General features: G+C 60.8%; 14 protein-coding genes. 13 read left to right on the top strand and 1 reads right to left on the bottom strand.

The genetic code is table 11. The features are described 5' to 3' along the window. The first annotated feature begins 56 nt into the window (after nt 1-56). The 7 genes from HMPREF9166_RS05545 to HMPREF9166_RS05515 all read left to right on the top strand — a co-directional run bounded on the left by HMPREF9166_RS05545 (nt 57) and on the right by HMPREF9166_RS05515 (nt 9,139). On the top strand, nt 57-587 hold the full coding sequence (locus HMPREF9166_RS05545) for a gamma carbonic anhydrase family protein (protein WP_009753006.1): 531 nt from the start codon (nt 57-59) through the stop codon (nt 585-587). Beyond that, nucleotides 587-1,000, top strand: coding sequence for a nucleoside-diphosphate kinase (ndk, locus tag HMPREF9166_RS05540; protein WP_009753005.1), 414 nt, complete (start codon nt 587-589; stop codon nt 998-1,000). Before HMPREF9166_RS05545 ends, ndk begins: the two co-directional genes overlap by 1 nt. Nucleotides 1,001-1,079: 79 nt before the next feature. Further along, complete coding sequence (locus HMPREF9166_RS05535; RefSeq protein ID WP_039981084.1) at nt 1,080-1,589, top strand: cob(I)yrinic acid a,c-diamide adenosyltransferase; 510 nt, start codon at nt 1,080-1,082, stop codon at nt 1,587-1,589. Next, nucleotides 1,586-4,210, top strand: coding sequence for a DNA polymerase I (gene polA / locus HMPREF9166_RS05530; RefSeq protein WP_009753003.1), 2,625 nt, complete (start codon nt 1,586-1,588; stop codon nt 4,208-4,210). The genes HMPREF9166_RS05535 and polA overlap by 4 nt, the downstream gene beginning before the upstream one ends. Nucleotides 4,211-4,213: 3 nt before the next feature. Next, on the top strand, nt 4,214-4,816 hold the full coding sequence (gene coaE, locus HMPREF9166_RS05525; RefSeq protein WP_009753002.1) for a dephospho-CoA kinase: 603 nt from the start codon (nt 4,214-4,216) through the stop codon (nt 4,814-4,816). Then, entirely contained in the window at nt 4,809-5,378 is a 570-nt protein-coding gene (locus HMPREF9166_RS05520) for a lytic transglycosylase domain-containing protein (protein WP_009753001.1), read from the top strand. The genes coaE and HMPREF9166_RS05520 overlap by 8 nt, the downstream gene beginning before the upstream one ends. Next, a complete protein-coding gene (locus tag HMPREF9166_RS05515) occupies nt 5,375-9,139 on the top strand; it encodes a PolC-type DNA polymerase III (RefSeq protein ID WP_009753000.1) in 3,765 nt (1,254 codons plus the stop codon). The genes HMPREF9166_RS05520 and HMPREF9166_RS05515 overlap by 4 nt, the downstream gene beginning before the upstream one ends. 63 nt (nt 9,140-9,202) lie before the next feature. Here the strand turns inward: HMPREF9166_RS05515 and HMPREF9166_RS05510 are convergent, their stop codons facing one another. After that, nucleotides 9,203-10,957, bottom strand: coding sequence for an NFACT family protein (locus tag HMPREF9166_RS05510; RefSeq protein ID WP_039981082.1), 1,755 nt, complete (start codon nt 10,955-10,957; stop codon nt 9,203-9,205). A gap of 373 nt (nt 10,958-11,330) precedes the next feature. Between HMPREF9166_RS05510 and dapF the strand changes: the two genes are divergently transcribed. The 6 genes from dapF to coaBC are packed head-to-tail and all read left to right on the top strand — an operon-like array spanning nt 11,331 to nt 15,343. Beyond that, nucleotides 11,331-12,170 carry a diaminopimelate epimerase gene (gene dapF, locus HMPREF9166_RS05505; RefSeq protein WP_009752997.1) on the top strand — a complete coding sequence of 280 codons (840 nt, stop codon included), beginning with the start codon at nt 11,331-11,333 and terminating at the stop codon, nt 12,168-12,170. Continuing rightward, nucleotides 12,167-13,048 (top strand): YicC/YloC family endoribonuclease, encoded by an 882-nt coding sequence (locus HMPREF9166_RS05500; RefSeq protein WP_009752996.1) that lies wholly within the window; start codon nt 12,167-12,169, stop codon nt 13,046-13,048. The genes dapF and HMPREF9166_RS05500 overlap by 4 nt, the downstream gene beginning before the upstream one ends. A 3-nt stretch (nt 13,049-13,051) precedes the next feature. Further along, complete coding sequence (locus HMPREF9166_RS05495) at nt 13,052-13,303, top strand: DUF370 domain-containing protein (RefSeq protein WP_009752995.1); 252 nt, start codon at nt 13,052-13,054, stop codon at nt 13,301-13,303. Beyond that, a complete protein-coding gene (gene gmk, locus HMPREF9166_RS05490) occupies nt 13,300-13,893 on the top strand; it encodes a guanylate kinase (RefSeq protein WP_009752994.1) in 594 nt (197 codons plus the stop codon). The genes HMPREF9166_RS05495 and gmk overlap by 4 nt, the downstream gene beginning before the upstream one ends. A gap of 15 nt (nt 13,894-13,908) precedes the next feature. Further along, complete coding sequence (gene rpoZ / locus HMPREF9166_RS05485; RefSeq protein WP_006690137.1) at nt 13,909-14,139, top strand: DNA-directed RNA polymerase subunit omega; 231 nt, start codon at nt 13,909-13,911, stop codon at nt 14,137-14,139. Between the two features lies 1 nt (nt 14,140). Continuing rightward, nucleotides 14,141-15,343, top strand: a complete 1,203-nt coding sequence (gene coaBC / locus HMPREF9166_RS05480; protein WP_009752993.1) for a bifunctional phosphopantothenoylcysteine decarboxylase/phosphopantothenate--cysteine ligase CoaBC — start codon at nt 14,141-14,143, stop codon at nt 15,341-15,343. Nucleotides 15,344-15,400 lie beyond the last annotated feature (57 nt).

Here is a 15,400-nt window from a genome sequence, read left to right as displayed (position 1 = left end):
GTGTTATAATACGTTTGTATGATGCTGGATGATCTGTACGAAGGAGGCGCGTATAGGTGGACAAAATCATTCTGCCCTATCGCGGGAAGACTCCCGTTATCGATGAAACGGCGTTTATCGCGCCCACGGCGGCCGTGATCGGCGACGTGACCATCGGAGCCGGTTCGAGTGTCTGGTTTGGTGCTGTGGTGCGCGGAGATTTTCAGCCGATTACGATTGGAAAGAACACCAACATTCAAGAGAACGCGACGATCCATGTTATGGGAGATGCACCCGTACGGATCGACGATGGTGTCATCATCGGACACAATGCCGTGGTGCATGCACGCCACATTGGGGCTAATACGCTGGTCGGCATGGGCTCGATCATCATGGGCTACTCCGAGATCGGCGAAAACGTTGTGATCGGCGCGGGGACATTCCTCTCGCAGCATAAAAAGATTCCATCGAATTCTCTTGTGTTCGGCAATCCCGCACAGATCGTACGCGCCCTGCGCGACGATGAAATCGAGGCACTTCAGGCGGCGGCACTCAACTACGCCGACCTTGGAGAAGAGTATAAACGTATCATTGAGGAGATGAAGTAATGGAACGGACATTGGTTCTCATTAAGCCGGATGCTGTCGGTGCCCATCACATCGGGGACATTACGAAGGCGTACGAGGAGGCAGGGCTTGAGATCCGCGCGATGAAGATGATGCAGATGACGGACCGCATCGCACGCATCCACTATGCAGAGCATCTTGAAAAGCCGTTTTACGGAGAGCTCGCCGCGTTCATGACCTCGGCGCCGCTCGTGGCGATGGTACTCGCTGGGGACAATGCGATTGCGCGCGTGCGTGAGCTGCACGGCGCGACGAATCCTGCGAACGCGGCTGAGGGAACGATCCGCAAGCGCTTTGCGAAAAATGGGAGTGAGAACGCCGTTCACGCATCCGACAGTCCCGAGAGTGCGGCGCGCGAGGTGCATATCTTCTTCAGTGAGACGGAGATCTTCTAGAAATTAATTAATGATGTTTGCTGTACCCGATCATACACGGTATGATCGGGTGCATTTATCGGCAGAGGAGGAACATGCGATGAGTGTAACAACAAAAACCGGCGATCAGGGGATGACGAGCCTTTTTACGGGGGAGCGCATCGCGAAGGATGATATGCGCGTGGAGGTCTATGGAGCCGTGGACAGCCTCGGCTCGACCCTCGGAATGGCGCGTGCCTTCGTGACGAGCTCCGAGGTCAAGGAGCGTATCTACAATCTGCAGAAGCAGCTCGGTGTGCTGATGGCGGACTTCGCGAGCCGCAACAAGGCACCGCGCATCACAGAGGAAATGGTCACAGGTATTGAGAAGTCGATCGCGGACATTGAGGAGAGCCTGCCCGAGCTGCAGGAGTTCATCATCCCGGGCGACAAGAAGTCGAGTGCAATGCTCGATCTCGCGCGCACGACGGCACGGGCGGCGGAGCGTCATGCGTGGACCTTGGCGCGGCGCGGCTCTGTGGCAGAGATCGACCTGCGTTATCTCAACCGTCTCTCGGACTATATCTTCATCCTCATGCGCCTTGAGGATCAGGACAAGCCGAACCTGTGAGCAGCGGAATATTTGCCGTCATTGACGGGAGCAGCCTCTTCTTTCGCGCGTTCTATGCGCTGCAGCTCCCGCCGAATGCGCGCGGAATTCATACGAATGCAGTACATGGCTTTGCCATGATGCTCGTAAAGCTCCTGAAGGAGCTGTCGCCGACACAGATCGTCATCGCATTCGACAAGAGCCGTACGACATTTCGCACGGCTCTCTATCCCGACTACAAGGGAACGCGGGACAAAACGCCGGAAGAATTGATCGCCCAGATCCCGCTGCTGAAGGAGCTGGCGGAGGCACTCGGCATTTCGTTTCTCGAACTTGATGACTACGAGGCGGACGACATCATCGGCACGCTCGCGGTGCAGGCGGCGGCAGAGGGCGTGGAGACGCGCGTCATTACGGGCGACCGCGATGCCCTGCAGCTCATTCGCCCGCAGCTCACCGTCCTTTTGACGAAGAAGGGCATCAGCGAGACGAAGGCGTATGATACGGCAATATTCGAGGAGGAGTACGGCTTCCCGCCGATCCGCCTGATCGATATGAAGGGGCTGATGGGCGACAGCTCGGACAACATTCCGGGCGTGCCCGGTGTCGGCCCGAAGACGGCGACAAAGCTTCTGCTCGCCTATGAGAGCATCGAGAACGTTCTCGACCATGCCGCAGAGGTCAGCGGGAAAAAGCTCAGTACGTCGCTCGCGAAATATCGCGCGCAGGCACTGCTCTCCAAGCAACTCGCCACGATCGAATGTCATGTGCCGGAGCTGCACTACGATGCGGAGGCCTTCCGCATGCAGCCGGATCGTGCTGCGCTCGAGGCATTCTGTCATGCCTATGAGCTGCGCACGGTCTGGCGTGCTCTGTCGGAGTACATAGGGGCGGCTGAGACACCGGCTTCCGCCGCAGCGCAGCAGTCGCTCTTTGGCGCGCCTGCACCTGCCGCCGATCTCACGGCAGCGGAATTTTGTGATGCCGATATGGAGTTGCTGCGCACGGCGGAAAAGGTCGCCGTCGGTGCTGTCTTTGCGGGTACGCCGCCCTTCGTGGAGGTCACGACACTCGCCCTCGTCATGGATGGGGAGCGGCGCATCCTGTCTGCATCGTCTCCGCATTTTGCCGCCATTTTGGCATGCTTGGCGGAGCGTTCCGTCGCACTCTGGAATGCGAAGCGCTACGTACAGGCAGGACTGCGGGGGACGGCACAGATCTTTGATCTGGAGCTGGCGGACTATCTGCTGCACCCCGAGGAGAGCCGACGCGACATGGCACGCGCGGCGTTTGCGTTCCTTGGCGATACGACCTCGGCAGAGGGACTCTCACCTGAGGCGTATGCTGTGCACGAGGCGCTTCTTTCTGCGCGCCTGCAGCCCATCATGGAGACGGAGCTTGCGGCGCAGGAACTGATGCATCTCTATCGTACGGTGGAGCTGCCGCTTGTCCCCGTACTCGCGGCGATGGAGCAGACGGGCGTATGCGTGAATCGTGCGGCACTGGAGCATGAGCGCGCGGCAGCGACAGAGCGCATCGACGCACTGGCACGTGAGATTCATACACTCGCGGGGACGGAGTTCAACATCAGCTCCCCCAAGCAGCTCGGGGAGATCCTCTTTGAGCAGCTCGGGCTCGGCGACGGGAAGGTCAAAAAGACCAAGACGGGCTACTCGACCAATGCGGAAACCTTGGAGGGGCTGCGTGATCAGCATCCCATCATTGATAAGGTACTGACCTACCGTATGTGGACGAAGCTGCGCTCGACCTATCTCGACGGCATCGGCGCACTCATCCGCCCCGCCACGGGGCGCGTCCATACGAGCTTTAACCAAACCGTGACGGCGACGGGGCGGCTCTCGAGTTCTGACCCGAACCTCCAGAACATCCCCGTGCGGACGGAGGAGGGGCGCGCCGTGCGTGCTCTCTTTACCCCGGGGGAAGGCTATGACGCACTGCTCTCGGCGGACTACTCGCAGATCGAGCTGCGCATCCTCGCGCACATGTCGGGCGATGCGACGCTGATCGATGCGTTCCGTCAGGGGCAGGACATCCATGCGCGCACGGCAGCGGAGGTGTTCGGCGTGCCGCTGGACGCGGTGACGCCGGAGCAGCGACGCCGTGCCAAGGCGGTCAATTTCGGCATTGTCTACGGGCTCAGCGACTTTGGGCTGGCGCGCGATCTCGGCATCGGACGCAGGGAGGCCGGCGGCTACATCGACCGCTATTTTGAACGCTATCACGGCGTACGCACCTTCCTCGATAAAATTGTGGCGGATGCGCATGCAAACGGCTATGTGACGACGCTCTACGGGCGGCGGCGCGCTCTTCCCGCGCTCGCGAGCCGCAACTATATGCAGCGTTCCTTCGCGGAGCGCATGGCGATGAATACGCCGATCCAAGGGACAGCGGCCGACCTCATCAAGATCGCGATGGTGCGCGCCTACGACGCACTGCAGGCGGCGGGCGTAAAGAGCCGCATCCTGCTGCAGGTGCACGATGAGCTTGTCCTAGAGGTCACGACAGAAGAGACGGAGACGGTCACGGAGCTCCTGCGCACAGCGATGAGCGGGGCGGCAGAGCTGGCTGTGCCGCTTGCCGTCGATGTGCATAGTGGGAAGAACTGGGCGGAGGCAAAGTAACGCGTGAGGATCATCGGACTGACGGGCGGAATCGCCTGCGGAAAATCTACGGTCAGCAAGATGCTGAAGGACTGCGGCGCATGTATTGTGGATGCAGATGCGATAGCCCATGAACTCTCTCAGCCAAATCAGCCCATCTTTCACGCCTATGTGGAGCTCTTTGGGCCGGAGATTGTGACTCCCGAGGGGACGCTCGACCGCGCGGAGATCGCACGGCGTGTCTTTTCTGACACAGTACTGCGCGACAAGATGAACGCCCGCGTGCACCCGATCATCCGCGCGGCTGCAGAGGATCGTCTGGATGCCGCCCACATGGACGGCACTGCTGTTGTGGTGCTCGATGTGCCGCTCCTCTTTGAGGCGGGCTGGGATGCCCTCACGAACGATACGTGGGTGGTTACCCTCCCGCCCGAGGAGCAGCTGGCACGTCTCCTTGCGCGCGATCATACGATGGACGAGGCAGAGGCGCGTGCACGTATCGCTGCGCAGATGCCGCTCGCCGAGAAATGCATGCGGGCGGATGTGGTAATCGATAACAGTGGGACAAGGGAAGAGACGAAAGAGCGTGTGGAAAAACTATGGGAGACGTACCTCGGGCGTGCGTAATCTGCGGCTTCGGCTGTGGCTGCTGCTGCGTCTTGTTGTCGCAGCACTAATCGCCTTTGCCCTCGTTGGCGGCTGGACGATCTTCGAACGGACGTGGCTCTACCCCTATGACTACCGCAGCTACATCGAGACGAGTGCCGCGCAGCAGCGCACGGATCCATTCCTCGTTGCGGCTGTCATCAAGCACGAGAGCAAGTTTCAGACGACAGCACGCTCGGACGGCGGTGCGGTTGGGCTGATGCAGCTCATGCCGCAGACCGCTGCATGGATCGCGGGGCAGCTCGGGGAACCGTTCACGGAGGACTACCTCTACGATCCCGCCCTTAACATCCGCTACGGGGTATGGTATCTTGCCGAACTGGAGCGCGAGTTCGGCGGCAACGACATTCTCGCGCTCGCAGCGTACAATGCGGGGCGCGGCAATGTGCGCGACTGGATGGAGCGCCGTCATTGGACCGATCAGTTCGACGAAATCGACGCGATTCCCTACCCCGAGACGCGGCTCTACGTGCGCCGCGTGCTTGAGGACAGGGAACAGTACAAGAGGCTGTACGACGAATGAAGACCTATCGAATCCTTTCATGTGCGGCAGATCTGCTGCTGCGCCTGCTGCATGGGCTCGCCCTCACCGAGGAGGAGCGGGCTCTTTTGCGTGCCTGCGTCGTCCGTCATGTCGAGGTATGCGGCGATACGTGGGAGATTGTCGTCGGAACGCAGACGGTCATGGATGATGCTCTCATCGAGCGCATCGCGGCGCAGGTGGCGGCGAACTATCAGCTCTCGCAGGTGCTCATCCAGCAGAATCTCGTCGCGCTTGCCCCGGCGGTCGCGCCGCTCTGGGAGCAGATCGTCCGCGATGCTGCCGCGGGCGATGCCGTCCTCTATCATACGCTGCTGCAGGCGGACTACGCTGTGGACGGCAACGTCATCCGTATCTCTGCGCCCGGTGCATTCGGCGCAGAGCTCTTTGCGCAGAGCAGTACGGCAGGACGTATCGAGCATGCCGTGCGCACGCATGTCGGCTGCGCCTGCCGCGTCGTCTGCGAGGAGTCTGCGCTCAGTGGCGCACTCCCCAGCGCAGACTGGACACCGCCCGCCGTGCCTGCCGCTGCACCAACCAAGGCGACACCATCCGCCGCACTGGCGCGCGCGGCGAAAAACACCAAGGTGAAGGAGCTCCCTGCCAATGTCATTATGGGGCGCGGCGTCTCGGGCGAGGCACGCACGTTGGGCGTGATCGAGGACGAGGTCAAGAACGTCGTCCTCGAGGGCGAGGTCTTTGACTCACAGGCGAACCAGCTGAAGTCCGGTGCCTATATCCTCACCATCAAATTTGCCGATGCGACGAACGGAATCAGCTGCAAGAAGTTTTTCTCCGCGCGCGGCAAGACGACGCAGGAGGAGATTGACGCCGAGGTCGAACGCATCATCAAGGCGATCGGCAAGGGCGGTGCGGTGCGCATCCAAGGGAAAATCGAATACGATAAATTCATCAGCGACTATGTGCTCTTCATCGACAGCATGGAGCGGCGCAGCGTCCCGCAGCGTGAGGATACAGCGGAGGAAAAACGCGTTGAGCTGCACGCGCATACGAAGATGAGCGCGCTCGATGCCGTCGTCCCGCCCAAGGTGCTCGTCGAGACGGCGGCGCGTTGGGGCTGGCCGGCGGTCGCCATCACCGACCACGGCGTCGTGCAGGCATTCCCCGAGGCGATGAATACGGCGCGCGCCCTCGCGAAGAAGGGCATCGACATCAAGATCATCTATGGCATGGAGGGCTATCTCGTCGACGGAGAGGACGACGCCCGTGCCTTTCACATCATCTTTTTGGCGAAAAATAAGACGGGGCTCTATAACCTCTATAAGCTCGTCTCGCTCTCGCATATTCGCTACTTCCGCGGGACAAAGAAGCGCGGTCGGCCGCGTGTGCCGCGTGCCGTCCTAGAGCAGTACCGCGAGGGGATCATCGTCGGCTCTGCCTGCGAGGCGGGCGAGCTGATCCGCGGCATCGTCGCCGGGCGTCCCGATGCGGAGCTGGAGGAGATGGCGAAGTTCTACGACTTCCTCGAGATCCAGCCCATTCACAACAATGACTTTTTGAAATTTGACGACCGCTTTCCCATGCAGACGGACGAGGATCTCAGGGACATCAACCGCAAGGTGGACGAGCTGGCACGCAAACTCGGCAAGCCGCTGATCGCGACCTGCGATGTGCATTTCCTCAATCCCGAGGATGCCGTCTACCGCGCCATGATCCAAAAGGCGAATGGCTACCGTGACGCCGAGCGTCAGCCGCCGCTCTATCTGCGCACGACGGAGGAGATGCTCGCGGAGTTCGACTATCTCGGTGCGGAGCGCGCCTACGAGTGCGTCGTAACGAATCCGCGCCGCATCGCGGAGGAGACGGAGCGCTTTCTCCCAATCCCCGATGAGCTCTATGCGCCGATGGTACCGGGCGCAGATCGCGAGATTCAGGAGATGTCCTACGCACGCGCGCGAAAACTCTACGGCGAGAATCTGCCGAAGATCGTCTCCGACCGTCTCGAGCTCGAGCTGAAGCCGATCCTGCGGCATGGATTTGCCGCGCTCTACATCATCGCCCAGCGCCTCGTGAAAAAATCCAACGATGACGGCTATCTCGTCGGCTCGCGCGGATCGGTCGGCTCCTCCTTTGTCGCGACGATGATCGGCGTCACCGAGGTCAACCCGCTGCCGCCGCACTATCGCTGCCCGCACTGTCAGTACAATCGGTTCATCGACGACGGCTCGGTTGGGAGCGGATTTGATCTGCCGTCCGAGGACTGTCCCGTCTGCGGCACGCCGCTCATCAAGGACGGACATAACATCCCGTTCGCCGTATTCCTCGGTTTTGACGGGGACAAGGTGCCCGATATCGATCTGAACTTTTCGGGCGACTATCAGCCCGTCGCGCACAAGTACACGGAAGTTCTCTTCGGCAAGATGAATGTATTCCGTGCGGGTACAATCGCAGGCCTCCAGGACAAGAATGCCTACGGCTATGCCATGCACTACTACGAGGATCAGGGCGAGGCAAAGGGGCGCCCCTACATCGAGCACATGATGCGCGGCTGCATGGGGGTCAAGGCGACGACGGGACAGCACGCGGGCGGCATCATGGTCGTGCCGCGCGACATGGACGTGCACTACTTCACGCCTATCCAGCGCCCTGCGAACAATATGGAGTCGGATACACTCACGACCCATTTCGATTACCATTCCATCAGTGAGCGTCTCGTCAAGCTCGATATTCTCGGACACGATGATCCGACGGTCATCAAGATGCTTGAGGAGCTGACGCACCGCGACCCCGAGACCATCCCGTTTGACGATCCCGCGACCATGTCCATCTTCACCTCGACCGACGCGCTCGGCATCACGCCTGAAGATCTCGGGGCGAATATGGGGACGTACGGCATCCCGGAGTTCCGCACGTCATTTACGCAGAAGATGATCGACGACTCGAACCCGGACTGTTTTGCCGATCTCGTGCGGATCTCGGGCTTTTCCCACGGGACGAACGTCTGGCTCGGCAACGCACAGGATCTCATCAAGGCGGGCACGAGTACGCTGAAGGACGCGATCTCCGCGCGTGACGACATCATGAACTACCTCATGCAGAACGGCATCGAGCCGCTGCTCTCGTTCAAGACCATGGAGAATGTGCGAAAGGGCAGAGGTATCGCGCCCGATGTCGTGGAGAAACTGCGCGCGGGCGGGATCCCCGAGTGGTATATCGAGTCCTGCCAGAAGATCAAATACCTCTTTCCGCGCGCCCATGCGACCGCGTATGTCATGATGGGCTACCGTATTGCGTTCTGCAAGGTGCACTATCCACTCGCATACTACGCCGCCTACTTCTCCATCCGCGCCGCAGAGTTCGATGCAAACATCATCTCGAAGGGCAAGGATGCCGTGCGTGCGGCAATCGACGCGCTCCTCGCCGAGGCGCGTGAGCACCGCGGCAAGCTGGACAACAAGAAGCAGGACACGCTCATTGTCCTGCAGCTCGCATGGGAGATGTACCTGCGCGGCTTCTCCTGTGAGCCCGTCGATCTCTACGCCTCCGATGCGGAGAAATTCATCCTGCATGAAAACTCCCTTTTGCCGCCCTTTACGGCGATCCCGGGCGTGGGACAGAAGGCGGCGCAGGCGATTGTCGAGGCGCGGCGGGATGGACGGTTCATCTCCGTCGAGGATCTCGCGACGCGCGCTCATGTGCCCGCGCCTGCCATCGAGGTGCTGCGTACGCACGGCTGCCTCGACGGCATGATGGAGAGCAATCAGGTTGAGCTGTTTGCGTAAAATTTCATAGAAAAAAAAGGGTCTGGTGCGAAGCGAGAAACTTCGTACCAGACCTCTTTTTTGTTATATTGCTGGATTCTGTGCGAGGATAGGTGCGAGAGCCTCCTCGTCCTCGGTGACGAAGAGCGTTTTCTCATGGGTAAAGCGGACGAAGCCGGGGACGGATCCCGAGGGCTTTTTGACGAAGCGGATGGCGGTGTAGTCGACGGGGACGGTCGAGGAGCCGCGTGCCTTGCTGAAATGCGCCGCAATCTGTGCGGCGAGGTGGAGCGTCTCCTCGCTCGGCGCCCCACCGCCCGTGCGCAGGATGACGTGTGAGCCGGGGATATCACGTACATGCAGCCAGAGGTCTGTCGGTGCGGCCGTCCGAAAGGTGAGCGCGTCGTTCTGCATGTTGTTCTTGCCGACGAGGATCGTCATGCCGTCGGGGGCGGTGAAGGAGAAGGGCTGCGCGCGGCGATCCTTGTTCTTCTTGGGCATCTTCTCGTGCAGATAGCCCGAGGCAATCAGCTCTTCCTGAATCTCCGCGATCTCAGCGAGCCGCGTGGAGGAGTCGAGCGATGCCTCGATGCTTTCGAGATGGCGGATGTTCGCACGGCACGCATCCTGCTGGACGGCGAGGAGCTTCTGCGCGCGCTTCAGCTTGTCGTACTTCTTATAGTATGCCTGCATGTTTTGGATGATGTTCAGACGGCGGTCGAGCGGGATGGTGAGCGCTTCTCCTGTCTCGCTGTAGATGTTCGTGACCGTGACCGCATCGTCGGCATGATCCGCATAGTTGTACTGATAGGTCATGAGGTTGTCGGCGGCGATCTTCTGCTCCTCGGCGTTTTCGGCGGCGGCGATCTCCGCGCCGAGCTTTTCATATTTCTCTCGCGCACGGGAGAGCTCCGTGCGCACGAGGCGGCGAAAGCGCTCGCGGTCGGGGATGACGTAGCTGCCAAGGCGCCGATCCGCGTCAATCATGAGAGCGCTGACCGTGGGATAGGAGAGGAGTGTCGTTTTCGGCAGAGTGCTGAGCGGGAACGCCGCCATCGCCGTGACTTTGCCGTTTTCGTCAAGGCGCAGAGAGGGGGCGGGCTTTTCCATCCATGTGCGCAGTTCGACCAGTGCATCTGCGAGCGCGGCGAAGTCCGCATCGTCCAGCTGAGCGACAGGGATGTTCGGCGTGAGTCCGGCGAGAAAGGCCGCTTCCTTTGCCGAGACGGGGCCGAAGCCGAGGACGGCGCCGATGAGTGCCTGAAAGAGTTTTGCCTCCCCCGCTGCACGGACGCGCGCGAGAATCTCCGCTGTGTCTGCCGTGAGGAGGTCGCATTTTTCCTGTGCGGGCGGGAGAACATAGGGGAGCCCCTTGTAGACGGTGCGCACGCGGCTCGTGTTCTCGCCGATGCGCCGCAGTGCCTCGGTGATGATGCCGTCCTCGTGGAGGATGATGTTGCTGTACTTGCCGATGAGCTCGAGTGTGAGCGTGCGCGTGACGATGCGGCCGCCGCCCGCGATGACGTCGATGTCGAGGTGGATGATGCGGTCACGCCCCTCCTGCCGCACGGCGGCGATGCGCCCTGTCTCAAGCTGCTTGCGCAGGAGCATGACGAAGGTCGGCGGCTCAGCCGGGTTCTCGGGAGCCGTATCGATGAGGTGCGCCGAGGGGTTGCCCGCATTTGTATTGATATAGAGCAGCAGGTTCTGTCCCGGCTGGCGGATGCCGAGGACGATGGACTGCTTGTTCGGCTGATTGATCTTGTCGATGCGTCCGCCCGTGAGAGCGCCTGCGAGCTCACGCACGAGGGCGGACATGGAGAATCCGTCGAGGCTCATCGTATCACCTTTCTTTCGCTTGGTCTGATGAGGAAAATTATAGGAAGCACTGATAAATTCGGTACAACCATCTTGACGCATCTTTTTTGCCCGCACTTCGGCGGAAAATCCTCCACAGAGCACCACTCTGCGTCCGGTTTTCCACCTCGTTCGGACGAAAAAATCTACGACAATCTGGCAGACCTCATTTTATCAGTGATTCCTGTACACGTCAAAAAAATGATGTGCAAGTCGGCGAATTTCATTTTATCGGGGCTTTCCTAGGTGGCATGCTGTCTCCGCAATTATCGCAGAAAGGGCAGGCTGCGTGCCTTGCGCACAGAGGTCATTCATACTATAATGGGGGATATCATACGATAAGGAAAGGGACTTTATGAAATTCAGCAAATGGCAGGGCTGCGGCAATGATTTTGTGATTGTGGATTTTCTTGATCATGAACCAGTGGACTTCGCTGTCCTCGCGCGCGAGATGTGCGACCGTCATTTCGGCGTCGGTGCGGACGGCCTGATGGCGGCGTGCCCCTCGGAGACGGCGGATGTGCGGATGCGCGAGTTCAACCCCGACGGGACGGAGCCGGAGATGTGCGGAAACGGCATCCGCTGTTTTTCGCGCTGGCTCTACGAAGAGGGGTACGTGACGAAGGACGAGTTCACCGTCGAGACGTTGGCGGGGACGATGGTGCCGCGCGTCATTGTGCAGGACGGCACCGTGTCGGCGGTCGCTGTGGATATGGGTATTCCCGTGCTTGAGGGGGCGCGTATCCCCGTGGCGGGCTTCGGTACGGAGCGCGTTGTGGCGCAGCCCATCACGGTCGCGGGCAAGGAATACGCGATGACCTGTGTCTCGATGGGCAACCCGCACTGCGTGGTCTTTGTGGATGATGCAGACGGCTTTCCTCTGAAGCAGCTCGGTGCGCAGTTTGAGCATCATGCGGCGTTTCCGAATAGGATCAATACGGAGTTTGTCGAGGTGCGCGACCGCCGCCATGCACGCATGCGCGTCTGGGAACGCGGCGCAGGCATTACGCTCGCCTGCGGGACAGGGACGTGTGCGACGCTGACGGCGGGTGTGCTGAATGATGTACTCGACCGTGAGGCGGCGATTGAGGTGGATGGCGGCGTGATCCATGTGGCATGGCGCGAGGACGGACATATTGTGATGACGGGGCCTGCCGAGCAGGTGTTCACGGGCGAGTGGCCGGGGGTACGATGAGTACGCAGCGCAGGAGTATGACGGGCTACGGTGCGGGGACGGCGGAGACGGCGGACTATCGTGTCGTGGTCGAGATGAAGGCGGTCAATCAGCGTTTTCTTGAGATCGCACCGCACATGCCGCGTGCCTTTGGTGCATGGGAAGGCGATCTGCGGGAGCTCATCCGTACGCGCGTGGCGCGCGGCAAGCTCGATGTCTACGTCAGCTTTGAGGATCGCAGTGAGAAACGCTATGCCGTTCATGTCAACGAGGGGCTCGCCCGCGCCTATTACGCGGCGCTCGGCCGTGTGGCGCATGCCGTGGATGCACCGCTGTCGGACGGCATGCGCATGACGGCGGCGTACGAGGGCGTCATCACGATCAGCGAGGATGCAGATCTTTCGGGAGCGCGCACGGTCTTTCTGGATGCTGCCGCACGCGCCCTCGACGCGCTCGATGTCATGCGCCTCGCTGAGGGTGCGCATATCGTGCGCGACTTTGAGAAGCGTCTCGCGCGCCTCGAGGAGCAGCGCGAAGAGGTGAAGCGGCATGCGCCGCAGATCGTGGCGGACTACCGTGCCCATCTCACGGAGGTGCTGGCGGAGTTTCGCACCGTTACGCCCGATGAGACGCGCATCATGCAGGAGGCGGCACTCTATGCCGACCGCGTGAATGTGACGGAGGAGCTCGTTCGGCTGGCGAGTCACTTTGCCCAGTTCCGCACGATTCTCGCAGAGGATGAGCCTGTCGGACGGCGGCTCGATTTCCTGCTGCAGGAGATCAACCGCGAGACGAACACGATCGGCGCTAAAGTGAACAGCGCAGCCATTCAGCAGGTGGTCGTCGCGATGAAGAACGAGGTGGAGAAGCTGCGCGAGCAGGTGCAGAATTTGGAGTGACAGATGGAGACGGTCAATGTTGGATTCGGCGACATCGTCCTGACGGGACGCATGGTCGCCATCGTCGCGCCGACCTCCATGTCCGCCAAACGCATGGTGCAGGATGCGCGCGACGCGGGACGGCTGATCGATGCGACATACAAGCGGCGGACGCGTGCTGTCGTCGTCATGGACAGCGGGCACATCGTCCTCTCGGCGCTTTTGCCGGAGACGATTGCAGGACGCATGGGAACGCGAAAGGAGGAGGAGACATGAAAAAAGGGCTGCTGATTGTGATCTCGGGGGCATCGGGCACAGGCAAGGGAACGGTCTGCAAGGAACTCCTCGCCCGTGAGCGCGGTGTCGCCTTTTCGGTCTCTGCCACGTCGCGCACCCCGCGTGAGGGGGAGCAGGACGGACGCGAGTATTATTTTCGCACGCGCACGGAGTTCGAGACGATGATCGCAGAAGGGGCGTTTCTCGAGTACGCGGATGTGTACGGCAACTACTACGGCACGCCGCTCGCTCCGATTGAGGCACGCCGCAGTGCGGGCGAGGACATCCTGCTTGAGATCGACACGCAGGGCGCGCTGAATGTGATGGAGCGCTGCCCCGACGGCACGTTTATCTTCCTCCTGCCGCCCTCCCTTGAGGAGCTGCGCCGCCGCATTACGGGGCGCGGCACAGAATCCAAGGAGAGTCTTGCGCGGCGCCTTGCGGCGGCACGCGACGAAATCCGACTCGGCAGGCGCTACCGTTACGCCGTACTCAATGATACAGTGGAGAATGCGGCGGCACAGATTCAGACGATCCTTGCGGCGGAGCGGCTGCGTGCAGATATGAATCCAAGCCAGTTTGATATATGAAAGGCAGAAATAACAATGAAGACGAATGTAGAAATCGGCATGGTCAACCCTTCGACGGATGAACTGATGACGAAGGTGGACAGCCGCTACGGGATGGTGGTGCTCGCGGCAAAGCGTGCGCGCCAGATTCTTGAGGGAGATCCCATCAAGTCTGAGCGTGCACGCTCGACGAAAAATGTCACGAATGCATTTGAGGAGATTGCCGAGGGCAAGATCAGCTACAACCTCTGCATGGAGAGTGTCTGACATGGGCGCGCTCGCAGGACGGCGCATTATTCTCGGCGTGACGGGCGGGATCGCCGCCTTTAAGGCGGTCGAGGTCGCGAGCCTTCTGCGCAAGGAGGGAGCCGAGCTGCGCGTTGTCATGACGCGGGCGGCAGCCTCCTTCGTCACGCCGCTCACCTTCCGTGAGGTCGCCAATGCACCCGTGGCAGAGACCATGTGGAGGGCGCCGCAGCATCACGTGGCGCATATCTCTCTGGCGTCCTTTGCCGAGATGGTGATCGTCGCGCCCGCCACGGCAAATTTTCTCGCGAAGGCGGCGGCGGGCATTGCCGACGACATGTTGACGACGACGCTGCTCGCGACGCGTGCTCCTCTTCTCTTTGCTCCTGCGATGAATACCGTCATGTGGGAGAATCCTGTGACGCAGGAGAATGTGCGGCGGCTCGCTGCGCGCGGTGTCCAGATCATCCCTCCCGCCATAGGGATGCTTGCCTGCGGCACGACGGGCGCAGGGCGCCTGCCCGAGCCGGAGGAGATCGTACGCGTCGTCAAGGAGTACTTTGCGCGTGGGCAGAGCCTCGCAGGGCGGCGCATCCTCGTGACCGCAGCGGGGACGGAGGAGCCGCTCGATCCCGTGCGCTACCTCGGCAACCGCTCGACGGGACGTATGGGCTACGCCATTGCGGCAGAGGCAGCACAGCGCGGCGCAGAGGTCATCCTTGTCTCCGGTCCCACGCCGCTCGAAACGCCCGCAGGTGTACGGCGCGTGGACGTGCGTACGGCGCGCGAGATGTATGCGGCAGTGCTCGCCGACTATGACAGCGTGGATGCGGTCATCAAGGCGGCGGCGGTTGCTGACTATCGTCCTGCAGAGACAGCGGAGCAGAAGATCAAGAAATCGGAGGGCACACTGACGCTCACACTGACGCGCAACCCCGATATCCTCTATGAGCTGGGACAGAAAAAGACGCATCAGGTGCTCGTCGGCTTTGCGGCAGAGACGCAGAACGTCGAGGCGTATGCACGTGCCAAACTCCAGAAGAAGAACCTTGACTTCATCGTGGCGAACAACGTCGCGGAGCAGAATGCAGGCTTTGGCACGCCGACGAATCATGCCCAGATCTTCTACGCAGATGGACGCATGGAGGAGTGCCCCATGATGGCAAAGTCCGCGCTCGCGGGCGTGATCCTCGATCGACTGGAGGAAGCAATCTGCACGCCGTGAAATTCGTCCTTGACAAAGTGAATGGCGTTCACTATAATACATTACATAGAAATGAAT

It is taken from the genome of Selenomonas sp. oral taxon 149 str. 67H29BP (assembly GCF_000146365.1).
Taxonomy (GTDB): Bacteria; Bacillota; Negativicutes; order Selenomonadales; family Selenomonadaceae; genus Centipeda; species Centipeda felix.
This window is presented reverse-complemented; position numbering and strand designations above follow the sequence as displayed.